This window comes from Fibrella aquatica (assembly GCF_041321135.1).
GTDB classification, from domain to species: Bacteria; Bacteroidota; Bacteroidia; order Cytophagales; family Spirosomataceae; genus Fibrella; species Fibrella aquatica.
Genome location: NZ_JBGGWF010000008.1, coordinates 187,488 through 213,399, shown reverse-complemented (window position 1 = coordinate 213,399; position 25,912 = coordinate 187,488). Strand labels below are relative to the sequence as shown.

Below are 25,912 nucleotides of genomic sequence, written 5' to 3'. Positions count from 1 at the left end.
AAATTCGTAGATTACGATCCCCAAATTATAGATATGATAAAGCGGGTACTGGAGAAACAGCTTCGCGCGCGCTGGCACTCGGGCAAAGCACTAGTGGTAACCGGACCACGTCAGGTAGGCAAAACAACCTTACTGCACAAGCTATGTTCTGAAGAGGGCAACTATCTACTGCTCAACGCCGATGAAGCTGAAGTTCGGGCTTTGCTCGAAAATACCAGCCTGACTCGGTTACGGCAACTCATTGGCGCGCACAAAACGGTGTTTGTCGACGAAGCGCAGCGGATCAAAAATGTTGGTTTGACACTAAAACTCATAACCGATCAATTACCAGAGGTACGTCTGCTTGTCAGCGGATCATCGGCGCTTGACCTGGCCAGCGAAATAAACGAACCCCTCACGGGACGAAAATTTGACTTTCACCTCTACCCTATTTCCTGGCAGGAACTAGTTGGTCATGTAGGCTTCCTGGCAGCTCGTCAGCAACTGGAAACCCGGTTGTTGTATGGCTTTTATCCAGATGTGGTCACTAGCGTTGGCGATGAGCGTATCATTTTGCAACAGCTAAGCAGCAGCTATCTCTACAAAGACTTACTAACATTTGGCGGCATCAGACGCCCTGAATTACTGGACAAACTACTGGTTGCTCTGGCGTTACAGGTAGGCTCTGAAGTATCGTATAACGAGCTGGCCCGCACCATTCAAATCGACCGGGCTACCGTTGAGAGTTATATTAACCTGCTCGAAAAGGCCTTCATTATCTTCCGCTTACAACCATTCAGCCGCAACCTTCGGCATGAGATCAGCAGCAGTCGAAAGATATATTTTTACGACAACGGGATCCGAAACGCCATCCTGGCCGATTTTAAACCGTTGGCCTTACGCACGGACATAGGCGCATTGTGGGAAAACTTTCTGATCAGTGAACGGCAAAAAGTGTTGCATTATCATGGACAGTGGGCGCGCACTTACTTTTGGCGTACCCATCAACAACAGGAAATAGATTACCTTGAAGAACAAGATGGGGCGATCAGTGCCTGGGAATTTAAGTGGAACCCCAATGCGAAAGTCCGATTTGCCAAACCTTTCCAGGAAACCTATTCACCTGCACGCATGGACATTGTTCATCGCGATAACTTCGAAAGCTTCGTCGGTGTCAACTAAACAGCCTTCACGGGGCTCCTCTTTAACCACTTCAGTCAACGTTTAATACACACACAATGCGTCTCTTCTTTGCCATTGCTTTCTTTTTCACCACCCAGATCAGTTGGGCACAGGCGTATCAACCCGAGCCGATAACCGCTTTGTTGGGGGCGTTTGGACCCGAAGTGGAGTTGGTTGAAAAAAAGCTGCAGAACCCGGTTGTGATCACGAAAAACGGGATTCGCTTTGTTACGGGTCGCCTCGGTACGCAGCAGGTAGTAGTAGCCCTGACCGGAATTGGCAAAACAAACGCCTCCATGACAACGGCCTTCACGCTGGCCTACTTCAAACCCAAACAGGTTATTTTCACGGGCATAGCGGGCGGCGTAAGTCCCGACCTGCAACCCGGCGACCTGGTAGTTGGGCGCGAAACGGGTTACCATGATTACCGCTGGACCACGTTTGAGAGCAAGCCAACCAACCAAACCCGAAACCTGCTGACCGGCGAGTTGAACCCCAGCTATTTCCCCGGTGACTCAACCCTGTTTACACTGGCGCTGAAAACGGCCAAGGCCAGCCGGTTCGAGGCTATTCCGGGCCTTCCGCGCGGCCCGATTGCCGTGGCCGGCCGCATTGTCACTGGCGACGAGTTTGTGAATTCGCAACAACGGGTAGACCAACTGAGAACCGACCATCAGGCCGATGCTACCGAAATGGAAGGCGCCTCTGTGGCTCAGATCTGCTATCAACAAGGCATTCCCTGTCTGGTTATTCGTAGCCTCAGCGATAAGGCCAACAGTTCGGCCCGCGCCGATATGCGCACGTTTCTGGGCATTGCCGCCCGTAACTCAGCCCAATTGGTGGTGTCGATGATGGAAGCCGCCCGGTAAATTCCAGACACCCTATTCTGTCTTTAACCCGTTCTAGAAAACGTTTATGATTGATCTCCGCAGCGATACCGTTACCCGCCCCACTCCCGCTATGCTGGCTGCCATGATGGCTGCTCCGGTTGGCGATGATGTGTTTGGTGAAGACCCCACCGTGAATGCCCTCGAACAGAAAGCGGCGCATCACTTCGGCATGGAAGCGGCCCTTTTCTGCCCATCGGGCACGATGACCAACCAACTGGCCATACGTACCCATGTTCGGCCCGGCGACGAGGTCATTTGCGACCAGATTTCGCACGTGTATCTGTATGAAGGTGGTGGCATTGCGGTAAACGCCATGGCTTCGGTGGCGCTACTACCGGGAAAACGCGGCAAGCTGACACCCGAACTGATCCTCCCGGCCATTAATAACCCCACCGATGTACATCGACCCGTGTCGCGACTGGTGACGCTCGAAAACACGATCAACAAAGGCGGTGGTTGCTATTATACCCTGCCTGAACTAGCCGCTATTCAGCAGCTTTGCCAGGAACACGGTTTAGCCCTTCACCTCGACGGTGCCCGGTTATTCAACGCGCTGGTCGAAACCGGTGACGCCCCCGAAGCCTACGGCCGCCTGTTCGATTCCATCAGCATCTGCCTGTCGAAAGGGCTGGGGTGTCCGGTGGGATCATTGTTACTGGGGTCAGGTACGTTCATTGCGCAGGCAAGGCGATTTCGCAAACTGATGGGCGGCGGCTGGCGACAGGCTGGCTTTTTGGCCGCCGCCGGTATATACGCCCTCGATCATCATGTGGAACGACTGAAAATTGATCATTCGCGCGCCCGGCAGATTGGGCAGATTCTGGTCAATCAACCCGAAGTAGCCGAATTACTGCCCGTTGAAACCAACATCGTCATTGTGCGGCTTGCCGATGGCATAACCAACACCGACTATGTGGCCAAACTGAAAGAGCATGGCATACTGGCTGTCACGTTCGGCCCCCAGTTAGTCCGCTTCGTAACGCACCTGGACCTGACCGACGACGATGTAATGTTGTTTGAGGAGACCATTTCAAAACTTGGTGTACTGGTGTAATTTGCGGTCGAACACCACCACGGCTATCCCTATGCGCATTGCTCTACTTCTAGTACTACTTGTTGCCCTGAACTATTCAGGATTAGCTCAGCCGGGGCGATTTAGGATAGACAGCGTACCCACCGGGTCACTCACGCCAAGGGTAGCTTTCCGCTGGCACGCGGGCGACAATCCGGCCTGGGCTGCCCCAACCTTTGATGACAGCCGCTGGGATACCGTAAAAACCACCCGATCTATTGACCGATTGCCTCAGGTTGCCAAGGCCGGTATCAGTTGGTTTCGACTCACTATCGACCTCGATTCATCGGTGGCGAATAGACCGCTGCCGTTATTCGTTTTCCAGAACGGAGCAGCCGAATTGTACATCGACGGGAAACCCTTTACTAAACTGGGGGTAGTGGGCACGTCGGCCAAAAATACGGTGAAACACAAGCGGGTACGGGGCGAAATGTACACTTTCCCCGCCTTACCCGCTGGCCCTCATGTACTGGCCGTGCGTTTTGCCACGTACCCAAACCCATGGTACGTGCCCCAGTACATCGAAAAACAACCCGTATTCAGTATCGAATTCGAGTCGCCCACGGGTTTCGCCGTTTCTATTGCCGACAACATACATAGCAGTTCATTACAGGCTTACCTGACGCTGGGCATGTTTTTGATGCTGGCTGCCATTCATTTCCTCTACTATATCTACCGCCGCCAATCGATCAACCTCATTTTTGGCACAACCATGTTCCTGTTCTGTTTGGGAACCATTGCCAATGACCTGCCTAACTATGTATATAGCCTAACCCTGGCCAGTTGGGCAGACTACCTGGGCACCTTGCTCAGTACCGGTTTCGCCGTGATGCTGCTGGCCACCTATTACAGCTACCTGCAACAAAAACGAGGGCTCATTTTCGGCTTACTGGCGGGCTTCGCGCTGTTCACAGCCCTGATTACCTACGTACCCATGCAAATCCGCTGGGTTACCGTAGCGCTTGGGTTTATACGGGGCAGTGCCTCGTTCTTACTCTTCCTCGACGGGTTCAGAATTACCCTGATTGCTATTCGGGATAAACGATATAATGCCGTTTTGGTCCTGATCAGCGTTTCTGTTTTAATCGTGGTGCTTATTGTTGGTTTCGGTATCGTGGGTATCCTCTCGATGAAGAAGATTATTCCCGACGGAAATATCCTCCTGATTTTTGGCACTATCATGTCTATTTCGATCCCAACGGTGCTGGCTATTCTGCTGGCGAAAGAACACGATCAGACAAACGACGCCCTCCAGAGCAGACTAGCCGAAGTTGAAAAACTTTCTACGGAGAAAGAAAGCATCCTAACGCAACAAAAAGAGTTGCTGGAACAGCAGGTAGCGCGGCGTACAGCCAAGCTGAATCAGTCGCTGCAGAACCTGCGCGAAACCCAAACGCAGTTGGTTCAGCGCGAAAAAATGGCTTCACTGGGCGAACTAACGGCTGGTATTGCCCACGAGATTCAGAACCCACTCAACTTCGTCAATAATTTCGCCGAAGTGTCTACCGAACTGCTCGACGAACTGAAGCAGGAACAGGCTCGCCCCAACGAGGAGCGTGACCTTGAACTGGAAGCCGAACTCCTGGGCGACGTACACCAGAACGTCAGCAAAATAAGCCACCACGGGCAACGGGCAGCCAGCATTGTGAAGGGTATGCTGCAACATTCACGCGCTACCAACGGAGACAAAGAACAAACCGACCTAAACGCCCTCGGCGATGAATACCTGCGGCTGAGCTACCACGGTCTGCGCGCCAAAGACAAAGCCTTCAACGCCACCCTCCACACTAGCCTCGACCCGCTGCTCGAACCGGTCATGGTGGTTAGTCAGGATGTAGGGCGGGTATTACTGAACCTGTTCAATAACGCCTTCTATGCCGTTCGCGAAAAAGCAAAGGCAAATCCCACGGGTTATTTCCCCACGGTCTGGTTCGTAACCAAACAGCATGCCGATGGCATTGAACTACGCATTCAGGACAACGGCAACGGCATTCCGGAGGAGTTACAACGCAAAATATTCCAGCCGTTTTTCACCACAAAACCCACCGGCGAAGGCACCGGTCTAGGCCTCAGCCTCAGCTTCGACATCATTACCAAAGGCCATGGCGGCACGCTCGACGTAGAAACCACCCCCGGCGAACAAACCACATTTATCATTCGATTACCAGTGTAGGGTTTGTAGTTTGTAGTCTGTGGTTTGTGGTTTGTGGTTGCGCTGCTGAGGAGTGAATCGTGGAGTAGCAACGCACAACCACAAACAACGGACTACAAACCACAAACTTTTCCCCATATGAAATACATCCTCTTTTTCCTGTTCCTCTCACTGCCCGTTCTGGCGCAGAAAAAGCCGTTACAACCGGGGGCTGAGCAAACCCAACTTTATCTGGGCTCATTGACCGGCAAACGGGTGGGCATGATCGTTAACCAGACATCGACCATCCGCAAGACACACGTGGTGGATAGCCTGAAGGCGCTGGGCGTAGACATTCGCACCATTTTTGCGCCCGAGCACGGTTTTCGGGGAACAGCGAGCGCGGGCGAAAAAATCAGTAATGCGAAAGACCCCAAGACAGGCATCAGCATTGTGTCGCTCTACGGAAAAGATTACAAGCCCAGTCAGGCCATGCTCGACTCGCTGGACGTACTGATCTTCGATATTCAGGATGTGGGCACCCGCTTTTACACCTACATCAGCACGCTGCATTATGTGATGGAAGCCTGCGCCGAAGCAAAAAAAACGCTGATTGTGCTCGACCGCCCAAACCCCAACGGTCACTACATCGACGGCCCCGTGCTCGACCCGGCGTTTAAATCGTTCGTAGGCATGCACCCGATTCCGATTGTGCACGGCCTGACCGTTGGCGAATTGGCCCGGATGATCAACGGCGAAAAATGGCTGGCCGGGGGACGTACCTGCACGCTGACTGTGGTACCGGTGAAGAACTACACGCACCAGACGCCCTACACGCTACCCATTGCCCCCTCGCCAAACCTGCCCAACCGTCAGTCGATTTTGCTGTACCCGTCGCTCTGCTTTTTTGAGGGCACCATAGTAAGCGTTGGGCGTGGTACCGACAACCAATTTCAGGTGATTGGCTCACCAACGTACCTGGGAGCCACTTCGGGCAAAACATACACATTTACGCCCGTTGATAAGCCGGGTGCCATGAACCCACCCAACGAGGGCAAGTTGTGCTACGGACTAGACCTGACCAAAATCGACGCTCAAAAACTGGGTTTTTCACTCACGTACCTGCTCGATTTTTACAAGAAAACGCCCGACAAAAGCAAGTTCTTCCTGGCGGGAAACTTCATCGACAAACTAGCCGGCACTGACCAAATTCGTAAACAGATCACGGCGGGCGTTTCCGAAAAAGCCATCCGTCAATCGTGGGAACCCGCCCTTACCAGCTATAAACAGCTTCGCAAAACGTATTTGCTTTATCCGTAGGGGTTATCTTTGTTGTTAAATTAACGTTCAATGTTTAAGGTTCAACGTCTAGGCGACCCCGTCTAAAGTTACTCTGCTCTGGTACGCCGAAGTCGGCGCAACTTTAGACGGGGTCGCCTAGACGTTAAACCTTGAACATTGAACTTCTTTCTTCCATGACCGAACACATTGCCCAGCTATACGCCGAAATTGAACAGGCGACCGTAACGACTAAAGATGAACTCGAGCAGTACAGGCTGCGCTTCCTGAGCAAAAAAGGAGCGGTAACCGAACTCTTCGACGGACTAAAAACGGCCGCGGCCGATGAGCGTCGGGCATTGGGACAACAGCTAAATGGTCTCAAGAACCTGGCTCAGGAGCGTTTTACCGCTTTTCAGGAGCAGGTGGAGGCCCAACAGCAACAGGCAGGATCACAACCCGCCGTTGACCTCACACTGCCCGTTATTCCGAACCTGACCGGCACGCAACACCCACTGAGCATAGTTCGCCAACGCATCATCCAGATCTTCGAGCGCATCGGTTTCAACGTGTCCGACGGCCCGGAAATCGAATCGGACTGGTACAATTTTGGGGCGCTGAACTTCGCCGATAACCACCCGGCCCGTGAAATGCAGGATACGTTTTTCGTGCAGAAATCAGGCGGGGCTGTGGCCGACGATATGCTGCTACGTACCCACACCTCGAACGTGCAGATTCGGTTAATGGAGCACGTGCGCACCATCAATGGCGGTCAATTTCAACCTATCCGGTCAATCATGCCGGGGCGGGTGTATCGTAACGAAGCTATTTCGGCGCGGGCACACTGCCAGTTTCATCAGGTTGAAGGTATTTACATTGACCGGAATGTTGGCTTCAAAGACCTAAAAGACACGCTGTATCACTTTGTGAAAGAGCTGTTTACGAAAGACACCAAGATCCGTTTCCGTCCGTCGTATTTCCCGTTTACCGAACCCAGCGCCGAGATCGACATTTCGTGCCAGATCTGCGGCGGCAGCGGTTGCAACGTCTGCAAACACACCGGTTGGGTCGAGATTGCGGGGTCAGGCATGGTTGACCCCAACGTGCTCGAAAACTGCGGCATAGACCCCAATGAGTACACTGGTTTTGCCTTCGGTATGGGCATCGAACGCATCACAATGCTGAAATACCAGGTACGTGACCTGCGCCTGTACTTTGAAAATGACGTCCGTTTCCTCCGGCAATTCGAAGGGCTTTGATGGAATGAATTAACGAATGGGCGCTACGTGTTAACAATTCAAGTAAGGCTACATTCGTTAACTCATACGTTACATCTACAAAGTAGCTTTCTCACGTATATTCTTAAAAACCTGACCATGCAGACGTATTACGACCCCGCCGATCTTAAGAAGTTTGGCCAGATTGGCGAGTTTCAAAAGGAATTTGCCGACAAGTTTTTTGCCTATTACGGTGCCGTTTTCGCCGAAGGAGCCCTAACCGCCCGTGAAAAATCATTGATCGCCTTGGCCGTTTCGCATACGGTTCAATGTCCCTACTGCATTGATGCCTACACAAGCGATACACTCGAGAAGGGCTGTTCTGAGCAGGAAATGATGGAAGCCGTACACGTAGCCGCCGCTATTCGGGGTGGCGCAACACTCGTTCATGGCGTTCAGATGATGAACAAAGCTAAAGAATTGAGTATGTGAGGCATGGGGTTTAACCGCTCAACGTCTTTAGTTGAACCCGTTTTTCTTCCCTATGAAATCATTAAAAGCCTCCGGGCATGTGCTGGCCAGTTCAGCGGCTCAACTCGACTTTATTGAGAACGACACGTTCAGTAAGCTGGGCCTCTCTCCGTTTCACCACAAACTCGACACCATTGGCCTGTTCCCTCTGAAACCGACTCAAATCGAGATTTTTCAGGTGAACGTGGGCAAGATGTGCAATCAGGTTTGCCGCCATTGCCACGTTGATGCCGGGCCGGATCGGAAGGAGATCATGACCCGCGAAACGATGCAGCAATGCCTCGACGCGCTGGCAAAAACGACCATTCCAACGGTTGACCTGACGGGTGGTGCACCAGAGATGAATCCCGATTTTCGGTGGTTTGTCGAAGAACTGACCAAACTGGGCCGACACGTGATTGTGCGTTGCAACCTGACCATTATCGTTGCCAACCCAAAATACCACGACCTGCCCGAGTTTTTCCGGGCAAACCAGATCGAAGTCGTGAGTTCGCTGCCTTTTTATAACGCCGACAAAACTGATCGTCAACGCGGAAAAGGGGTATTCGCCGATTCGATCCGGGCCATGAAAATGCTCAACGATGTAGGCTACGGGCAGGAAGGGTCAGGGCTTTTGCTGAATCTGGTCTACAACCCCAACGGTGCCTTTTTACCCGGCGATCAGGCAGGTTTGAAACGCCAGTTCAAGCGCGTTCTGGCCGATGAATTTGGCCTGGTTTTCAACGACCTCTACGCCATCACCAACGTACCTGTGAGCCGCTACCTGGATTACCTGATTTCGTCGGGTAACTACGAAGGCTATATGGAAAAGCTGGTCAATGCGTTCAACCCATCGGCGGCGGCGGGCGTGATGTGCCGCAACACCATTTCGATCGGCTGGGACGGTCAACTCTACGATTGCGACTTCAACCAGATGCTCGACCTCAACGTAGCCAGTCCAATCACCCACATCCGCGATTTCGACGCCGAAGCACTCAACCAGCGAAGCATCATTATCAATGAACACTGCTACGCCTGCACCGCCGGAGCCGGGTCGAGTTGTGGAGGAGCGACGGCCAGTTGAGTTTGTGGTTTGTGGTTTGTAGTTAATTGTTGCGCTGCTGATCCACGATTCGTCCCTTAGCAGAGCAACAACAAACTACGAACCACAAACCACAAACTTTTATAATGTCCTACCTCAACGCTACCGTTGACGTGTATAAACAGGCTGCTGAAACACCTGATGTTGGCCTATGTTGCACCACCAATCCTGTTTGGCAGTTACCCGGCCTAAGCATTCCGAAGCGCATGCTCGAGATGAACTACGGCTGTGGCAGCACCGTGAACCCGCGCGATCTGGTCAACGAGCCAACCGTGTTATACGTCGGCATCGGGGGCGGCATGGAATTACTCCAATTCGCCTACTTCAGCCGTCGGCCGGGGGCTATTATCGGCGTTGATATCGTTGATGAGATGCTGGTTGCCTGCCAGGATAACCTGCTGGAGGCCGAGGCTCAAAATGACTGGTTCCGCCGCGAGTTTATGGACATTCGCAAAGGCAGCGCTCTGGCCTTACCCGTCGACGATAGCAGCGTAGACGTGGCGGCGCAGAATTGCCTGTTCAATATTTTCAAAGCCGACGACCTGCGCGTTGCCCTCGAAGAAGTGTACCGGGTATTGAAACCGCATGGTCGGCTGGTGATGTCAGACCCTACCTGCGAGCAACCCATGTCGGAAGCCCTGCGCAACGATGACCGGCTGCGTGCGCTTTGTCTCACGGGTTCATTACCGCTGAAAGATTATCTGGACGTAATCACCAGCGTAGGCTTCGGTACGGTTGAGGTACGTGCCAAACGGGCTTACCGCGTATTATCGCCAAACCAGTATGCTACCGACGAACTGATCTACATCGAAAGCGTGGAAGTGTGCGCCATCAAAGACCCGATGCCCGCCGACGGACCGTGTATTTTCACCGGCCGCACCGCCATTTATTACGGCGATAATGACCATTTCGATGATCACAAAGGTCACGTGCTGTTGCCTAATCAACCATTGGCCGTTTGCGATAAAACAGCAGGCGCTTTAGCTGCATTGGGCCGCGATGATATTTTCATCTCTCCCTCGACGTACTTTTACGACGGCGGCGGATGCTGCTGATGTAAAAGTCATTTTGTTTCGCTGTCATTTGCCTACGGCGACATTAGGTGGCCATTCATTGTATTAATACGACGATTGAGAATGAATGACCACCTAATGACGCCGTAGGCAAATGACAACGAAGCGTAATACTCACTTCCTATGTCTCCCATTCGCTTATCTGACCTTGCCTACACGATTGAGGCTGTGCTGGAAGAAAATTTCGGCGGCAAAGCCATGTGGGTTTTGGCCGAAACCAGCGATATCAAAAACTACCCCGACCGGCAGTATTGCTTTTTGGGTCTGGTAGAACGGGAAGGCAACCAGACCGTAGCCAAGCTCGACGCCGTTATCTGGCGAAAGAATTACCCCATTCTTCGCGCGTTTGAGTCGGCTACCGGCGTTGCCTTTGCCCGCAACATTCAACTGCTGATGCTGGTATCGGTTACCTACAGCCCCGTTTATGGCATGCGGCTGGAGATTCACCAGATCGACCATGCCTACACGCTGGGGAACATCGAACGCGAGCGGCAGGCAGTGCTCGACACGCTCGTTCGGGAACATTCGCAGTACGTCTGGATGGATCAGGGGCAGTATATCACCAGCAACCAGATGCTCGACCGGCCTTCGGTTATGCAGCGCATTGCCCTGATCACCGCCCCAAATTCCGACGGTTGGCGCGACTTTCGGCAGGAACTGGCCAACAACCCCTGGGGCTATCACTTCTTTGTCGACGAATACCTAACCCAGGTTCAGGGGCAGGGCGCGGATAAGGCCATTTGCGCGCAACTAGACGAGATTATTCGGTGCGAGGTGCCCTACGATGCCGTTGTGATTGTGCGGGGTGGCGGTTCGCAGCTCGATTTCGGCGCGTTCGACACGCTACGTATGGGGGTTGCCGTTGCCAGTTGCCCCTACCCCATTCTGGCCGGTATTGGCCACGACCGCAACGTCAGCATCACCGATATGCTGTGTCACCAGAGCGTAAAAACACCCACCAAAGCCGCCGTTTTTCTGATCGAACACAACCGATTGTTTGAAGAAAACTGCCTGCAAATGGCGTACCGCGTGGCAGAGGCCAGTCGGGTAGCCATGCAGAACGCCCGCGAAGAGGTAGATATGCTGACCGACCGGTTTCGATATGGCACTCAGACGTACCTGCGCAACCGACATACCGAGCTTACCGAAAAAACCACCACGGTCCGCCACCTCGACCCTGTCAACGTACTACGCCGTGGCTACGCCATGCTCAGCCGAAACGGGCAGATCCTGACCCGTGCCGATGCCTTCAACCCGGGCGACGAGGTACAAGCCCAATTTGCCGACGGAACTGTTCAGTTATCAGTTATCAATGAACAATGAACAATGAACAATGAACAATGGCTCCGCTCAGGAACCTCTCCCGCGTATAGCATAGCGTACCCAGGCAGCGCTGATAACTGATAACTGATAATTGTTCATTGATCACTACTAACTGACAACTGAAATGACATACCAGGAAGCATACGAACAACTGACTTCGCTCGTTGACGAGATAGAGAACGAAGCTGTACCACTCGACGAATTACCAGGCCGGATTCGGCAGGCTACTGAACTGATCGCTTTTTGTCAACAGCGGCTCCGAGCGGTAGACGACGACTATCAACAAGCCCTGATTCAGTTGCAGAAAAGGCAGTAACCCAACATTTATAAATGATTGAGTGGTAAGCATTGGAAAAGTGTGTTTAATTTTGGGACAAGATGTATGGAGTGGCGTGTAATATTCAGGACTTCCAAGTCCGCTAATCATGCCCTTACATTCAGCAGTAACCCATCCACCGACATCAACAAAACTAACGAAATAGCCCTGGCAAGTGGGCCTTCGTATAGTCACTGTATACTGACCTATCATCATGACATTATTTGGTGCGTTTAACGAAGTGCTTACCCCTGAGGTACTGGCCAAGATTGCCTTGTACGAGGATGAGCCTGCGGAAAAAACCACAAAGGCCGTCGAAGGCTTGGTGCATACTGTTTTTGGTGGCCTCTTAAAACGGACCACTACCGAAATTGGTGTTAATCAACTTTTTAGCCAACTCCAGAAAAGTGGCTACGATGGTTCACTCACCGCCAATTTGAACAGCGTTCTGAAAGATGCGACGCAGACCCATGCGGTGATCACGACCGGCAATGAAGCGATAAGCCGATTACTGCCTGCTATGAAAAGCTCTATTGCCGGTATGATCTCCAGCTATGCCGGCATTAGAAATTCGTCGGCTATCTCGTTGCTTGGTCTCACCGCCGGTGTTGTGCTCGACGTGCTGGGACGGCAGGTAAAAGAAAAAAAGCTAGACGCCGACGGGCTGGCCGCTTCACTTTTTGACCAGCGTGAAGCGTTTATCAATGCCGTACCAGAAAAACTGTTTCCGCAACTGGTCGAAAAAGTAGGCATTCAGCAGATAGTAGCTGGCGTAGCCGCCCCCGCCAAACGTACAGCCCAATCGCTTCCCCCCCGAAGCAGCAGCGGATCACCCATCAGGCCTGTTCCTACATCAACAGTATCCTTTGAGCCAGTCCCCGATACAGAATCGGAAGGATCGGCTGGCAAATGGCTGATTGGTGCGGTTATCGTAGCCGTCATTGGTTTTGGAGGCTATCTGATCTGGCAAAACAGCAAGAATTATTTCTCGTCTGATTCATCCTCTTCAACCGGCGAGAGTTCATCCGTTCTCGGCGATTCGGCCCAGTCTGACACGGTAGCCCGATCACTGGCTGTACCAGTCGATACCGTCATAAACCGGCCTGCGCCAGCCACGGCTTCATCGGCCACCACAGCCACCGGCATTGGCACCCCCACCACAACAGATGCGGCATTCAACACCGCAATGACAACGTACCTGAACGATCCTGCACAGCCTAAAGGGCGTGTCTTTGGACTCACGAGCGTTACGTTTCAGCCCGCATCACTAAGCATGACTCCTACTTCGCAGGGGCAAATAAACGAACTGATCGCCCTGCTGAAGGCCCGACCTACTCTACAAATCCAGTTACAGGGATACGCCAACGATGCTCCTGGCCCAGCGGCTGGGCTCACCAATAAAATGCTTTCTTTCAAGCGCGTCAATGCGATTAAGCAACAGTTGGTTGGGTCTGGTATCAACTACCTGCGCGTCGATGCCATCGGGTTAGGCACCGGCGTGAAAGTGGGAGAGCTTGGCAAACAACCCCAGAAAAAGATCAATATCAAGGTGATAACCAAGTAACGATTCACCTTCTTTAAAGCCCGCTTACTGCTACTGGTGAGCGGGCTTTTTGTTTTCTGTCGAATTCAAAGCTGTTTAGTAGAAAGCCTTGTATTGCTACTTTGGCTCTACATGAAGCATCAGCTATTCCATTCACTGCTAACCCGTCAGGGCGCTCATACACGTGAGCGTCTGGTTCTTTCTGACACCGACGAGCAGGTTAGCCTCAGCCGTCGACAGTTTCTACAGGCGGCCGGTGCATCGGCACTGGTTCTGGCTACCGGCTCTGCCAGCCTGGCCGGCTCTCCGCCTAAATCAGGACTTCGTATTGCTTACTCGGCTATTACCTGGGGCGGTAACGATGCTCAGGCTATTACCGATATTTCCTCAACCGGCTTCAAGGGTATTCAACTACGGGCCAATGCATTTGGTCCTTATCGGGCTAAACCCTCTGAACTGAAAGCGCTACTCGATCAGAATGGCTTGCAGCTAGCTATGTTTTCGAGCGGGAATGTGGAGATCGATCCGGCAAAATTCCAAAGCACCGTTGATCAGCATGTGGCGCACGCCAGTTTCGTGAAAGCCCTCGGTGGTTCGGCCATTCAACTAACCAACTCGGCCCGGCCCAAAGATCGGCTTCCAACCACCGAGGAGTTGAAACGGCTGGCTACAGTAATGAACGAAATAGGCAAGCAAACCGCTGATTTAGGCGTGCAGGCAGTCTATCACAACCACATGCATCAGTTGGGCGAAACACCAGCCGAAGTAGACGTTATTGTGCAGGCCATGAACCCCAAAGCCGTACGGTTACTACTCGACATTGCTCATTTTCAGCAAGGCGGCGGCCAACCCGAAAAAGCCGTAGTGCAATACAGCGATATCATTCATTCACTGCACCTGAAAGACACCATGTCGCCTGTACCCGACCGGCCGGGCAACGCCTACAAGTTTGTGGAACTTGGTCGGGGAAACGTGAACGTACCTGCTGTATTTAAGGCTCTGAAAACCATTAAGTTCAATGGATGGGGAATTGTCGAGTTAGACGGCGTACCTGATCCGGGGCGTACCGCACTGCAATGCGCCCAAACCAACAAAGATTACATTACTCAAACCCTGAAGTTTCCGCTTTAAACAAGGAATAACTTATGCATAACAGACGTGACTTTTTGAAAACATCGGCTTTAGCTGGCTTAGGCATGAGCTTCTCGGCCAGCAGCTACGGGCGAATTCTGGGCTCGAATGAGCGGGTTCGGGTCGGCGTAATTGGTTTCTCAGACCGGTTCCGTCAGTCGCTGGCGCCGGCATTCATGGACCATTCCAAAGAAATGAACTTCTCGTTCGTAGGAGTATCTGATCTCTGGAACCGCCGCCGCGACGAAGCCAAATCATTTCTGACCGGCAAAGGCTGGGCCGACGCCAACAACTTCGCCATGTGCCGCAACAATGACGAACTCCTTGACCGGAAAGACATCGACGCGGTAATTATCAGTACCGCCGATTTCCAGCACGCCATTCACTGCGCCGATGCCGTAGAGTCGGGGCGGGACGTGTACGTTGAAAAGCCATTTGCCGAGTCGATGGAGGATGCGCGCAAAGCGTTGAAAGCCGTTGAAAAATCGAAGAAAATTGTTCAGGTAGGTTCACAGCGTCGTTCAGCTCCCAACTACCACGCGGCAAATGACTATATCCGCTCGGGTAAATTCGGCGATGTATCGATGGTTGAAATGACCTGGAACGTCAATCAGCCCGGTCGCTGGCGCCGCCCCAAGTTGGTGTCAGAGATTCGTCAGGAAGACACCGACTGGAAGCGCTTTTTACTGAACAGACCCGCCGAAGCCTGGGATCCGCGTAAATACCTGGAATACCGTCTTTTTTACCCCTATTCGTCAGGTATTCCCGGTCAGTGGATGTCGCACCAGATTGATACGGTTCACTGGTTCAGCGGCTTCGATCACCCCCGGTCGGTAGTGGCCAACGGCGGTGTATATGTCTGGAAAGATGGTCGTGTAAACGCCGATACGTTCACGGCAGTGTTTGATTACGGCCCCGACAATGATAAAACCAAAGGTTTCCAGGTGATGTACTCGTCACGGATGCACAACGAAGCAGGCGGCACCAAAGAATACTATTACTCGAACGGTGGCATGATCAACCTCGACACCAACAAGATCACCTCGGAAGGAGGTTTACAAGCCAATCACGCCCGCGATATGGGTATGCAGCCTAACCTGCTCGCCTCGCAAACACTCGCCACCGGCCCGAAGATTGAAACCAGCGCCAATACCGGTGGTGATCCGATGACGTCGATGCACATGAAAAACTGGATGGACTGTGTGCGCAGCCGGAAAGAGCCCAATGCTCCCGCCCGCGTAGGCTTTAACCACTCAGTAGCTAACATCATGGCTACTAAGGCATTGCATACTGGAAAACGTGTTATCTGGGATGCAGGCAAAAACGATATCGTGATTGTGTAGAAAAGTCTGGGAAGTCGTTGAAAAGAGTAGTGCTATTTATTTCAACGACTATCCAGACTCTTAGTCCACTTCAATAATCTCCAGAATATCCATCAGCGCCCCGAAGTCACGACTTCCGGGGCGTTCTTCATTTCCACCCGTCAGCGCAATACCGGCTATGGGTAATTCGGCCAGTAACGCCTGAATGTTTTGTGCCTCGAAGCCAATACCAAGTAACACCACATGACGGGTTGCCACCTGCGTCAGAGCAGCTTTGAGGTCTTCATCGATATGAATGATCGACTGATTTTCGAGCAACAGGTAATCAATACCGGGCAGGGACGTGCCAGCAACGGCATCGAGTTGTTCCAGCGTCACACTTGCCAGATCGACACGAAGTATGAGGGGTTTACCCAATGTGCTGAGGTAGGGCAAGCAGGCCACTTCATCAACCTGTAACACATCGGGCTGGTAATCGGCGAGGAGTTGCTCAATTTCTTCGGGATCTGCACTGCTTGTTTCCCCGACAATCTGTACACCTGCTACCCAACCCCGCATTTCGGCAAAGCGGGCAGGGTCAACGTAGTCAGGGCTAGCACTATCCATTGAAAAGCCCAGTAAGTCGACGCCCATACCCGCGCAATAGCGAGCATCGCTGAGGTTAGTCACGTTTGATATTTTAACGGTTGTCAGAAGGGCCATACGTACCTGGAGTAGTTGATTTGGGAGGGGCGAAAGTAGTACAGTTCGGCTGTTCTTCCGTCCCCATCAACAAGAACCGGTTAAAAAAATCAGACTCGTTTCTGTACCCTCTTCAAATAGCCACCCATGAAACTGCCTATAAACGTGAGCGCCACAGCACCGTAAATACCAAATGTTTCCATCTCACGATCGACACTCGACTCAGCCGGACCAACTACCACATAATAACCTACGAGCAGTATGACCGATTGTAGAATCGCTAATATCCAGCCCTTACGGGGCTCAGCGAAGCCAATCGCTCCTGCCGAAAAGGCCGCCTGCAAAAAAGGCCCGTGAATGCCCGACACCTGCTTGATAAAAAACAGTAACAACAGCGCATTAGCTATCGTAAATGCACCATTGATCAGGAGCGTTAGGTTAACAAAAGCCGTTTCGACAACAGGTTTTTGTCTGCCCCGCTCTGTTTGTGCCTTTAGCACAGCATCGGCTTTGGCAAAATCCAGGGCGGCTTCGTCGGGCTGATTAATCTGTTGCCGGGCTACCCCCCGCCAATGATACGCCTCGGCTGATGATCCATGAAAAACGGCCTGATCGAAATCCTGAAAAGCCGTTTGATAATCGCCATAGTCGTAGCGTATCTGACCAATTTCCAGATGAATATCGGCAATCGTATTATCATAACTTTTACCTTCTTCCAGACTTTTCAGCGCGGCTTCTTTATCGTCGAGCGCACAGTAAATGCGGCCGCGATACAGGTACGCGACGCTCAGATTAGGCTGCTCTTTCAACGCTTTGTTAAAATAGCTCAGCGACGCGGCAAACTGATCTTTTTTGTAAAGCTCAATTCCTTCATGGAGTTGCTCCATTTGCTTCTCGGCGCTATTTTTCTGATCAGCATAGTAGCGTAAATAGACGATATAGCCAACCACGGAGGTTATAATGAGTAACTCGAGCATAAGAATGAGGAGATTGCCAATACAAACAACAAGCTACTAACCATTTTGTGTCTGGTAAACAGGATATGGTCAGCTGCGGACTATTTGGCGGGAAAGATACAGGAGACCTACCAATCCAGTGCCTTTTCAATTTAGCTGGAAAATCACAGCCAACCAGTTCCACCCCTCCTATTCATGTCCATAACACGCCTGAGCTTACTCTTCCTCCTTTTTTGTTGCTGCCTTCCCGGTATGGCGCAACGTGTACTGATTGAGAAAGCCGATCAATCCCTACAGCATAAGTACGCCATCAACGAACTGACGAAGGCACTTAACAGCCAACGGTACACCATTGTCGGGCCTGCCGGAAAAAGCGATTTTATCGTTCGATTGGCTCCTGTGGTGGCTACGCTTGGGGCAGAAGCATTCACGCTGACACGACAAAACAATCAGATTGTCATTACAGGTGGTGATGCACGTGGCTTGCTATATGGATGCCTTTCGGTGGTTGAAGACCTGCAAAACAAGATTCCACTTCAGCAGGTAAAGGCTCGAAACGAACGCCCACACAATGCACTACGCGCCATCAAATTCGACCTTCCATGGGATACCTATCGCCACAGTTATGCCCTGGACCTCCATTATGATACCTGCCGGGATACGCTTTACTGGGAGGCTTTTCTGGACATGATGGTCAAAAACCGGTTCAATGCCCTAAGCTTGTGGAATTTACACCCGTACACCTTCATGATCAGGCCAACGAATTTTCCGGCGGCCACACCCTTCAACAACCAGCAACTGGCGGAATGGCAAACGCTATTCAAAAGCCTGTTCCGAATGGCCAAAGAACGTTCCATCGACACGTACCTGATTCCATTCAACATCTTCACCAGTCCCGAATTCTCGAAAGCCTATAACCCCAACCCAGCCCTGAACAACCTGGACCACAAGCATTTCGTGGATGGCGATACCTCCGCCATTGTCAAGCGTTACACGCGGGAATGCGTCACGCAGGTGCTGAACGAATACCCCGACCTCACGGGCTTTGGGCTGACCCTGGGTGAAGGCATGGGAGGAATGACGCCGCAACAACGCGAAGACTGGATGACCGCCACGATCATAGAAGGCATGCGGCTGGCAAATCGAAAAACGAAGTTGGTTCATCGGATTCCTTTTTCGAGCACTACCGGTTCGCTCGGCGTTACCAGTGTCGACACGGAAAAACTAACCCGAAAATCGGTGGAGCGCGAAGGCGATTTACCGTTTATTGAAGGTCCGGTCTGGGCAGATTTGAAATATAACTGGTCGCACGCCCACTCAACACCAACACTCGTAAAAGTACACGGAGGCAAGCTATACGACACCTATTTTAACCCTACGCCAACGTCGTACAAAATCACCTGGACCGCCCGAAACGAAGATTTTTTCTGCCTGCGGTGGGGCGTACCCAGTTTTGTCAGAGCGCACATTGCCGCCAATAGTCAGGCTTACGTGGGCGGCTATTTTTTAGGGTCTGAAACCTACATTCCGGCTAAAGATTACTTCACCACGCCCGGTGGCCCAGTCGACTGGCGGTATGCGTTTGAGCGGCAATGGCTGTTTTACAAGATTTGGGGCCGGCTGCTCTACAATCCAGGTACGTCGGACGTGGTGTTTCAAAACGAATTTGTACGCCGGTACGGACCATCGGCCAACCACCTGCTCGAAGCCTACACCCTGGCATCGGCTACACCCCTACGGCTGGCTTCGGCCTTCGATTTTACCTGGGACTTTTCGCTTTACAGTGAAGGCATGATGGCCCACGACGCCGAGAAAAACGTGTCGTACATTTCCGTCAGTCAGCAGATTACGCAGCCCACCCTCGATTCCAACTACGTATCGGTGAGTGATTATGTACGGTTAACTACAACAGGCAGCCCCATCAGCCCAACCAAAATCACGCCTCTCAAATTGGCAACCCTGCTCGAAACAGACTGTCGCAAGGCTCTTTTACTGGTTAAACCCATTAACACGTCGGCCAATCGGTCGTTGCACTACGAAGTAGCTGATGTGAAAGCCTGGGCGAATCTGGGCTTACACCTCGCCGAAAAGTTGCGTGGGGCCGTTGCACTGCAAACGTATCGCACCACTGGCAACGCGACGATGAAACAGCAATCTGTTAAGCATTTGAAAGCAGCCCTACGATACTGGGACGAAGTGATTACGATTACCCGGCCTATTTACAATGATATGCCGCTGGTTCACCTCAGCGAACAGAAAGGAGGCACACCCGCCCAAAATGACCAGCTCCGGTTTCACTGGGCCATCTTACGGCCCAAAGTAGTTCAGGACATCACGATGGCCGAGCAAACACAGTTTAGCCCAAAAAAATAATAAAGCTGGGCCCACCTTCCACCCCTCTCCAATTCACCCTTCACTCTTCTCCAATTCACCCCTCACTTAGCCGCCCGTTTCACCAGTTCATCCCGTTTGAGCGTCAGTTGCCGACCAGCCGGTTTACCTCCGCGATACGTAATCACGCGCAATGTCACATTGCCGTCGGGAATAGGTAGTGGCTGTGTATAGCGCAGGCTGTATCGACCCGGCATCGTGTCGTCAATCGAATAATAAATTTCAGTGTCGGGTAACTCTGTATCGAGCATGACGGTCAACTTGTTGTCGGCCAGAGTAGTGGTCACAATTGGATCGTATACAGCCCGGGAGTAGTTAATATTGGCTCGTTCGGCGCGCTCCATTTGGGCTTCGAGCCGGGGCGTAAATCCTGCCCAATCGCGGCGGTTTCGGGGTGTCCAGAATACTTCAGACAACGCCCAAACCCGTGGGAACGACATGTATTCGGCATGGCTCATGGTGGGAATCTGCTCGGTCCAGAGGTTACCCTGCCCGCCCAGAATCCGGGCTGAGTCAACACCAGCGGGGACGGGCTCAAAATTGTAGCAGGTTTTCAGGCGGAGGCTGGCGTAAATCCGGGGTTCCAGCGTGGGGTCGCTCTGCATGTAGTCGATGTAAGCAAACGTACTGGGTGTCATCACCACATCGTGCCCGTTTTTGGCCGCCTCAATACCTCCCTTCATACCACGCCAGCTCATCACCGTTGCGCTGGGCGATACACCACCTTCCAGAATTTCGTCCCAGCCCATGAATTTTTTACCCTTGGCGTTGATGATCTTTTCAACCCGTTTCATGAAATAGCCCTGCAGTTCTTCTACTTTTTGCATGCCTTCTTTCTTCATCAGCGCCTGACAACCGGGATCTTTTGCCCAGTATCCGTGGTAGCATTCATCGCCACCAGCATGAATATACTGACCCGGAAACAAGGCGGCCACTTCGGTGAATACCTTATCGAGAAACGAATAAACAGCTTCGTCGGAAGGGTTCAAGGTATTATCGATCAGCATTTTAAACGTACCGTCACCAAACCATTCGGCAAATTGCGTACCCGGATTTACCCGCACCGATGTGTCTTTGGTACACGACAGTTCGGGGTAGGCCGCCAGAATGGCCATGCTGTGACCAGGTATGTCTATCTCGGGCACAATAGTTATGTTGCGCGCCTGTGCATATCGCACAATCTCACGTACATCATCCTGCGTATAAAAGCCACCGTAGGTAGCTGCTTCGCCCGGCTTGGGGTCAGGCCTTTCGCCAAAGTGACCATCGCGTGGTACGCGCCAGGCCCCAACACTGGTGAGGCGGGGCAATGATTTTATTTCAATACGCCAGCCATTATCATCGGTCAGGTGCCAGTGTAGGGTGTTAATCTTAAGGTGAGCCAGTTCATCGATGTAGCGCATCACGTCTGCCTTCGGAAAGAACGACCGGCTCACGTCGAGCATGACACCGCGCCAGCCAAAACGAGGATAATCCGTAATCTTTACCGCAGGTACGTTCATCGCCGTTTGGCCGGTGCGTTCAACTGGAAGCAATTGCAGGAGCGTTTGAGCGCCATAGAACAGGCCCGCCGGTTTGTTGGCTGTGATAACAACGCCTTTTGGCTCACTGGTGAGCCGGTAGCCTTCATTGCCCAGTCTGGTATCGGGCGTTGTTGTCAACACCAGGGCAATGGCATTGGCGGGCGCAACAGTAGCCGCTTTGTCAACCAGGGTGAAACTGGTCTGCTTTGCCAGATCTTGACTCAGCATAGCTGCCACCGTAGCCGATGCCGGCTTGCTATACGTAATAACCGTGGCTTTGTTCAGCACAAAATGACCAGCCTGCACCTCTACGGAAACAGGTTGTGGAATGAGATGAACAGGCTGTTGCGCATAGACAACTGAAGTCAGCAACGAAAGAACGAAGAGAACGGGTATACGCATAGCAGTAGGGCAGAAATAAGTGCAACCAAACGCAAAACAGACTAACTACCAAACTATTGACCAATCACGTTTTGCAACGTACCTGGCAGGGCTGAGGTCGGGAAAGCCTGAAAACAAACGGGGCGTGTAAAGCGATAAATGGCCGACGTACCTACCGACGAGCTACGGCTATCGGTCGTGGCCGGGAACGGTCCACCGTGCACCATGGCATGGTTTACTTCAACGCCGGTTGGGAAGCCGTTGAATACTAACCGACCCACCTTAGTGCTTAGCACCTCGATCAGGTCAGCATACTCGACCAAATCGGCTTCGGTACCGTGAATGGTAGCGGTGAGATGCCCATGCAAATTTCGGGCAAATGCCATCATTTCTTCTTTCGACTCGGCAACCACACCTACTGTCGACGGACCAAACACCTCTTCTGCCAGTTCTGGATAAGCCAGTGCATTTTGGGCGGTGGTCATCAGCAGGTGAGCCTGTACACCTTCGCCCGTCCAGTTGGTCGACGATTGGGTATCGGCAATGGCCCGTAACCGGCCAATCCCCTGCTGATAAGCTTCTTTGATTCCTTCGGTGAGCATTGCCCCGCACGAAATAGCCGCCAGCTGACGATCGAGTTCATCCGTAAAATCGGTATGTCCGTTACCGACCACAAAAAGGCCGGGATTGGTACAAAACTGCCCTACACCCTGCGTAACGGAGGCCGCAAAACCGGTAGCCAATGCCGTTTTATTCTGTTCAAGCGCACCGGGCAGGAAAAAAACGGGATTTGTACTGCCCATTTCGGCATAAACAGGAATGGGCTCAGGACGACGTACGGCCAGATCATACAGCGCTTTACCGCCCCGGAAAGAACCCGTAAAACCAACTGCTTTGATGAGCGGATGCTGAACCAGCGCTTCGCCAACGCGGTGTGTGGCGCCCTGCAACAGCGAAAAAACACCCGCAGGCAAACCTGTTTTCTCGAGGGCCAGACTAATGGCTTTACCCACCAGTTCGCAGGTGGCGGGATGAGCCGGGTGAGCTTTGAACACGACCGGACAGCCCGCCGCCAACGCCGAAACCGTATCGCCACCCGCTACCGAGAACGCCAACGGAAAGTTGCTGGCTCCGAATACGGCCACCGGCCCCAGCGCAATCTGCATCTGATGCAACAAAGCCGATTCCCCATTTGCCTGTTTTACAGCCTGTAACGGACTACTGATTACATTGATCCAGGTATCGTTACGAACGAAATCAGCAAAAAGACGCAGTTGACCTACCGTACGCCCCCGCTCACCTTCGATACGCGCCATGGGCAAAGCTGACTCTTGTGCCGCCGACTCGATCAGTTGCGTACCCAGGGCCAGTATTTCGTCGGCAATGGCTTCCAGAAAAGCCGCCCGCTGTTGGCCCGTTGTTTTTCGGTATGTCCAGAACGCTTCGTCGGCCAGTTTAACCGCCTGATCTATCTCGGCCCCGGTTGCTTCATAAAACGCAGTCTCGGTAGGCTGATTATTTTGAGGCGTATAGCCGTGGAAAAACTCGTTCCCCTCGCGTGACCAATCGCCACCAATCAATTGTTTTCCAGTAAGTTGCATATGTTTTAAAGTCATTTATAGTCATTATTTGTCATTCTTTGTCATTAGTTGCTTTCAACCGTAAATGACAATGAATGACAAACAATGACAGCAAAGCGTAGTAACGTTTCTTTTTATTCAACCCAATTCACCAACGAACCAATTCCCTCGATGGTAATGGTGATCCGATCAGCCGATTGAAGCGTAAAGGTATTAGGCGGAACAATGCCGGTGCCGGTCATTAGAAAAACGCCCTCAGGGAAACTGCACTCCCTGAATAGAAACGACACCAGTTCGGTGTGGGTACGTTTCATCTGGTTGATTTGAATTTGCTGCGCAAAAGCTACCTCACCCGCCCGTTCAATAGTCAGGCTGATCAGCGTTTCGGGCGCGATGGGTTGACCGGGTACGTAGAGGCAGGGACCGAGGCTGGCACAACGATCGTAGCTTTTGGCCTGCGGCAAATACAGCGGATTTTCGCCTTCGATGCTTCGAGAACTCATGTCGTTACCGGCGGTGTAGCCCACGATATTACCAGTTGCCGTAATAAATAACGTCAGTTCCGGCTCGGGTACGTCCCAGGTTGAATCGCGCCGAATTCGTACTGAATCATTGGTCCCAACCGTTCGTTGGGCCGAGGCTTTGAAGAAGAGTTCGGGGCGCTCGGCGTCGTACACTTTATCATAAAACGTATCGCCACCGGCCACTTTCGATTCGTCCATCCGGGCATTGCGGCTACGCAGGTACGTTACCCCCGACGCCCACACTTCCTGACTTTGAATGGGCGGCAAAATAGACTGTTCTGCCAGCCATTCGGCCGTTTGTACTATAGCCTGACTACTGTTGAAATCAGCAGATGCAGCCTCGAATAGCCCATCACGGTTGATGTACTCATCCCAGTTTGTCTGGCTAATCTGCTTGATCTGACCATCTGATTCGAGTATAATTCCGTTTGGTATGCGGTAAATTTTCATGGCTAAAAAGTGATGAGGCACTAGAATGAGTTCATTGGCAAAGGTCTCACTCAACGTCGACATACTCATTACCTGATTGATCGAAACTATTCACGCGTTGGCGTTCGTTAGCTAATTTCACACCAGTTAGCACAGATCTGGTAACTAACAGACAAACCAACACTATCGCCGGACTTTGAATCCGGTCAGATATTATGAGCAAACACGGACGGATTCTGGTCGCCATGAGCGGCGGAATCGATTCTTCACTGGCGGCGGTCATGCTGCACGAAGAAGGGTATGAGGTCATTGGTATGACCATGAAAACCTGGGACTACGCCTCGTCGGGCGGAACCAAAAAAGAGACGGGCTGCTGTAGCCTCGACTCTATCAATGACGCCCGCAATATTTCGGTGAGCCTCGGCTTTCCCCACTACATCCTGGACATCCGCAACGAGTTTGGTGATGCCGTGATCGACCACTTCACGGGCGAATATCTGGAAGGCCGGACTCCCAATCCCTGTGTACTTTGTAATACGCACATTAAGTGGGACGCCCTGCTCCGCCGCGCCGACCGCCTCGACTGCGAACATATTGCAACGGGCCACTACGCTCACATTCGGCAAGTTGAGGCCGAAGGACCAGCACAAGGCAGGTACGTTATCTCGAAAGGCGTGGATACGCTGAAAGATCAGTCGTATGTACTCTGGGGCGTGTCGCAGGAAAGTCTGGCACGGACCAAGCTGCCACTGGGTAATCTGAAAAAATCAGAGATTCGGCAGATGGCCACCGACCGGGGTTTCATGGAACTGGTTACTAAATCGGAGTCGTATGAAATCTGCTTTGTACCCGACAATGACTATCGGGGTTTCTTGAAGCGCCGGGTGCCCACGCTGGAAGCTGAAGTAGCAGGCGGAAATTTTGTTATGGAGAGTACAGGGAAGGTTGTAGGCAAACACGAAGGTTATCCGTTTTATACCATCGGTCAACGGAAAGGGCTGGGCATTGCCCTGGGGCATCCCGTATTTGTGACCGAGATACGGAAAGATACTAACGAAGTAATTCTGGGCCTCGACAAAGACCTGTACCGCAACGGCATGATGGTGAGCAAGCTGAACCTGCAAAAATATGCCAGCATCAGCGAGCCTCTGAAGACCGTAACCAAAGTGCGGTACAAAGATCCGGGTACGTCGGCCACCGTGGTGCAGACCGGAGTTGATCAGATCGAGGTGCTTTTCGACGAAGGCGTATCAGCTATTGCACCGGGGCAAGCCGCCGTTTTCTATGAAGGCGACGACGTTGTAGGCGGCGGCTGGATCATGAAAAGTTTCAACCAATAACAAAGAGTGAAAGAATGAATGAAAGAGTGACGGGATGC

21 protein-coding genes are annotated in these 25,912 nt (G+C 52.2%); 16 read left to right on the top strand and 5 right to left on the bottom strand.

Translation table 11 applies throughout. From position 1 onward, the window contains the following. Positions 1 to 33 precede the first annotated feature (33 nt). The 14 genes from ACAW87_RS18375 (at position 34) to ACAW87_RS18310 (ending at position 16,090) form a co-directional block, all read left to right on the top strand. Entirely contained in the window at positions 34 to 1,161 is a 1,128-nt protein-coding gene (locus ACAW87_RS18375; RefSeq protein ID WP_370725100.1) for an ATP-binding protein, read from the top strand. Between the two features lie 56 nt (positions 1,162 to 1,217). After that, entirely contained in the window at positions 1,218 to 2,030 is an 813-nt protein-coding gene (locus ACAW87_RS18370) for a 5'-methylthioadenosine/adenosylhomocysteine nucleosidase (RefSeq protein WP_370725099.1), read from the top strand. A 46-nt stretch (positions 2,031 to 2,076) separates the two neighbouring features. Further along, positions 2,077 to 3,105: a threonine aldolase family protein gene (locus tag ACAW87_RS18365; protein WP_370725098.1), complete on the top strand. Its 1,029-nt coding sequence runs from the start codon at positions 2,077 to 2,079 to the stop codon at positions 3,103 to 3,105. Positions 3,106 to 3,136: 31 nt separating this feature from the next. After that, entirely contained in the window at positions 3,137 to 5,296 is a 2,160-nt protein-coding gene (locus tag ACAW87_RS18360; RefSeq protein ID WP_370725097.1) for an ATP-binding protein, read from the top strand. A 117-nt stretch (positions 5,297 to 5,413) separates the two neighbouring features. Further along, positions 5,414 to 6,574, top strand: coding sequence for an exo-beta-N-acetylmuramidase NamZ family protein (locus tag ACAW87_RS18355; protein WP_370725096.1), 1,161 nt, complete (start codon positions 5,414 to 5,416; stop codon positions 6,572 to 6,574). A gap of 155 nt (positions 6,575 to 6,729) precedes the next feature. After that, the gene (gene pheS, locus ACAW87_RS18350) at positions 6,730 to 7,791 is read left to right on the top strand and encodes a phenylalanine--tRNA ligase subunit alpha (protein ID WP_370725095.1); all 1,062 of its coding nucleotides are present in this window, start codon (positions 6,730 to 6,732) and stop codon (positions 7,789 to 7,791) included. Between the two features lie 117 nt (positions 7,792 to 7,908). Then, positions 7,909 to 8,241 carry an arsenosugar biosynthesis-associated peroxidase-like protein gene (locus tag ACAW87_RS18345; protein ID WP_207329058.1) on the top strand — a complete coding sequence of 111 codons (333 nt, stop codon included), beginning with the start codon at positions 7,909 to 7,911 and terminating at the stop codon, positions 8,239 to 8,241. A 52-nt stretch (positions 8,242 to 8,293) separates the two neighbouring features. Further along, the gene (arsS, locus tag ACAW87_RS18340; RefSeq protein WP_370725094.1) at positions 8,294 to 9,343 is read left to right on the top strand and encodes an arsenosugar biosynthesis radical SAM (seleno)protein ArsS; all 1,050 of its coding nucleotides are present in this window, start codon (positions 8,294 to 8,296) and stop codon (positions 9,341 to 9,343) included. Positions 9,344 to 9,447: 104 nt separating this feature from the next. Beyond that, positions 9,448 to 10,416, top strand: a complete 969-nt coding sequence (gene arsM / locus ACAW87_RS18335; protein ID WP_370725093.1) for an arsenosugar biosynthesis arsenite methyltransferase ArsM — start codon at positions 9,448 to 9,450, stop codon at positions 10,414 to 10,416. Positions 10,417 to 10,557: 141 nt separating this feature from the next. After that, positions 10,558 to 11,757: an exodeoxyribonuclease VII large subunit gene (locus ACAW87_RS18330; RefSeq protein WP_370725092.1), complete on the top strand. Its 1,200-nt coding sequence runs from the start codon at positions 10,558 to 10,560 to the stop codon at positions 11,755 to 11,757. Positions 11,758 to 11,881: 124 nt separating this feature from the next. Next, complete coding sequence (xseB, locus tag ACAW87_RS18325; protein WP_370725091.1) at positions 11,882 to 12,073, top strand: exodeoxyribonuclease VII small subunit; 192 nt, start codon at positions 11,882 to 11,884, stop codon at positions 12,071 to 12,073. 214 nt (positions 12,074 to 12,287) lie between these two features. After that, on the top strand, positions 12,288 to 13,637 hold the full coding sequence (locus ACAW87_RS18320) for a DUF937 domain-containing protein (protein ID WP_370725090.1): 1,350 nt from the start codon (positions 12,288 to 12,290) through the stop codon (positions 13,635 to 13,637). 111 nt (positions 13,638 to 13,748) lie between these two features. Beyond that, positions 13,749 to 14,747 (top strand): sugar phosphate isomerase/epimerase family protein, encoded by a 999-nt coding sequence (locus ACAW87_RS18315; protein WP_370725089.1) that lies wholly within the window; start codon positions 13,749 to 13,751, stop codon positions 14,745 to 14,747. Between the two features lie 14 nt (positions 14,748 to 14,761). Continuing rightward, the gene (locus ACAW87_RS18310; RefSeq protein WP_370725088.1) at positions 14,762 to 16,090 is read left to right on the top strand and encodes a Gfo/Idh/MocA family protein; all 1,329 of its coding nucleotides are present in this window, start codon (positions 14,762 to 14,764) and stop codon (positions 16,088 to 16,090) included. A 60-nt stretch (positions 16,091 to 16,150) separates the two neighbouring features. Here the strand turns inward: ACAW87_RS18310 and ACAW87_RS18305 are convergent, their stop codons facing one another. Both ACAW87_RS18305 and ACAW87_RS18300 read right to left on the bottom strand, forming a co-directional pair. Further along, positions 16,151 to 16,771: a beta/alpha barrel domain-containing protein gene (locus ACAW87_RS18305; RefSeq protein ID WP_370725087.1), complete on the bottom strand. Its 621-nt coding sequence runs from the start codon at positions 16,769 to 16,771 to the stop codon at positions 16,151 to 16,153. Between the two features lie 89 nt (positions 16,772 to 16,860). Beyond that, entirely contained in the window at positions 16,861 to 17,727 is an 867-nt protein-coding gene (locus ACAW87_RS18300) for a tetratricopeptide repeat protein (protein WP_370725086.1), read from the bottom strand. A 174-nt stretch (positions 17,728 to 17,901) separates the two neighbouring features. Here ACAW87_RS18300 and ACAW87_RS18295 point away from each other — a divergent pair, with 174 nt between their 5' ends. Continuing rightward, complete coding sequence (locus ACAW87_RS18295) at positions 17,902 to 20,079, top strand: beta-N-acetylhexosaminidase family protein (RefSeq protein ID WP_370725085.1); 2,178 nt, start codon at positions 17,902 to 17,904, stop codon at positions 20,077 to 20,079. A gap of 62 nt (positions 20,080 to 20,141) precedes the next feature. On the opposite strand, the gene ACAW87_RS18290 is transcribed toward ACAW87_RS18295, so the two are convergent. The 3 genes from ACAW87_RS18290 to ACAW87_RS18280 form a co-directional block, all read right to left on the bottom strand. Continuing rightward, entirely contained in the window at positions 20,142 to 22,022 is a 1,881-nt protein-coding gene (locus tag ACAW87_RS18290; protein ID WP_370725084.1) for a beta-N-acetylhexosaminidase, read from the bottom strand. A gap of 53 nt (positions 22,023 to 22,075) precedes the next feature. Next, positions 22,076 to 23,602 carry an aldehyde dehydrogenase (NADP(+)) gene (locus ACAW87_RS18285; RefSeq protein ID WP_370725083.1) on the bottom strand — a complete coding sequence of 509 codons (1,527 nt, stop codon included), beginning with the start codon at positions 23,600 to 23,602 and terminating at the stop codon, positions 22,076 to 22,078. A 113-nt stretch (positions 23,603 to 23,715) separates the two neighbouring features. Next, complete coding sequence (locus ACAW87_RS18280) at positions 23,716 to 24,555, bottom strand: fumarylacetoacetate hydrolase family protein (RefSeq protein WP_370725082.1); 840 nt, start codon at positions 24,553 to 24,555, stop codon at positions 23,716 to 23,718. Positions 24,556 to 24,749: 194 nt separating this feature from the next. Between ACAW87_RS18280 and mnmA the strand changes: the two genes are divergently transcribed. Next, on the top strand, positions 24,750 to 25,874 hold the full coding sequence (gene mnmA, locus ACAW87_RS18275) for a tRNA 2-thiouridine(34) synthase MnmA (protein ID WP_370725081.1): 1,125 nt from the start codon (positions 24,750 to 24,752) through the stop codon (positions 25,872 to 25,874). The last annotated feature ends 38 nt before the right edge of the window (positions 25,875 to 25,912 follow it).

Excerpts from the sequence above, each read along its gene's own strand:
- pheS (WP_370725095.1), top strand. The coding sequence starts at position 6,730 with ATGACCGAACACATTGCCCAGCTATACGCCGAAATTGAACAGGCGACC.
- ACAW87_RS18370 (WP_370725099.1), top strand. The coding sequence starts at position 1,218 with ATGCGTCTCTTCTTTGCCATTGCTTTCTTTTTCACCACCCAGATCAGT.
- arsS (WP_370725094.1), top strand. The coding sequence starts at position 8,294 with ATGAAATCATTAAAAGCCTCCGGGCATGTGCTGGCCAGTTCAGCGGCT.
- ACAW87_RS18315 (WP_370725089.1), top strand. The coding sequence starts at position 13,749 with ATGAAGCATCAGCTATTCCATTCACTGCTAACCCGTCAGGGCGCTCAT.
- ACAW87_RS18320 (WP_370725090.1), top strand. The coding sequence starts at position 12,288 with ATGACATTATTTGGTGCGTTTAACGAAGTGCTTACCCCTGAGGTACTG.
- ACAW87_RS18305 (WP_370725087.1), bottom strand. The coding sequence starts at position 16,771 with ATGGCCCTTCTGACAACCGTTAAAATATCAAACGTGACTAACCTCAGC.
- ACAW87_RS18295 (WP_370725085.1), top strand. The coding sequence starts at position 17,902 with ATGTCCATAACACGCCTGAGCTTACTCTTCCTCCTTTTTTGTTGCTGC.
- ACAW87_RS18365 (WP_370725098.1), top strand. The coding sequence starts at position 2,077 with ATGATTGATCTCCGCAGCGATACCGTTACCCGCCCCACTCCCGCTATG.
- ACAW87_RS18310 (WP_370725088.1), top strand. The coding sequence starts at position 14,762 with ATGCATAACAGACGTGACTTTTTGAAAACATCGGCTTTAGCTGGCTTA.
- arsM (WP_370725093.1), top strand. The coding sequence starts at position 9,448 with ATGTCCTACCTCAACGCTACCGTTGACGTGTATAAACAGGCTGCTGAA.
- xseB (WP_370725091.1), top strand. The coding sequence starts at position 11,882 with ATGACATACCAGGAAGCATACGAACAACTGACTTCGCTCGTTGACGAG.
- mnmA (WP_370725081.1), top strand. The coding sequence starts at position 24,750 with ATGAGCAAACACGGACGGATTCTGGTCGCCATGAGCGGCGGAATCGAT.
- ACAW87_RS18285 (WP_370725083.1), bottom strand. The coding sequence starts at position 23,602 with ATGCAACTTACTGGAAAACAATTGATTGGTGGCGATTGGTCACGCGAG.
- ACAW87_RS18375 (WP_370725100.1), top strand. The coding sequence starts at position 34 with ATGATAAAGCGGGTACTGGAGAAACAGCTTCGCGCGCGCTGGCACTCG.
- ACAW87_RS18360 (WP_370725097.1), top strand. The coding sequence starts at position 3,137 with ATGCGCATTGCTCTACTTCTAGTACTACTTGTTGCCCTGAACTATTCA.
- ACAW87_RS18290 (WP_370725084.1), bottom strand. The coding sequence starts at position 22,022 with ATGCGTATACCCGTTCTCTTCGTTCTTTCGTTGCTGACTTCAGTTGTC.
- ACAW87_RS18330 (WP_370725092.1), top strand. The coding sequence starts at position 10,558 with ATGTCTCCCATTCGCTTATCTGACCTTGCCTACACGATTGAGGCTGTG.
- ACAW87_RS18345 (WP_207329058.1), top strand. The coding sequence starts at position 7,909 with ATGCAGACGTATTACGACCCCGCCGATCTTAAGAAGTTTGGCCAGATT.
- ACAW87_RS18280 (WP_370725082.1), bottom strand. The coding sequence starts at position 24,555 with ATGAAAATTTACCGCATACCAAACGGAATTATACTCGAATCAGATGGT.
- ACAW87_RS18300 (WP_370725086.1), bottom strand. The coding sequence starts at position 17,727 with ATGCTCGAGTTACTCATTATAACCTCCGTGGTTGGCTATATCGTCTAT.
- ACAW87_RS18355 (WP_370725096.1), top strand. The coding sequence starts at position 5,414 with ATGAAATACATCCTCTTTTTCCTGTTCCTCTCACTGCCCGTTCTGGCG.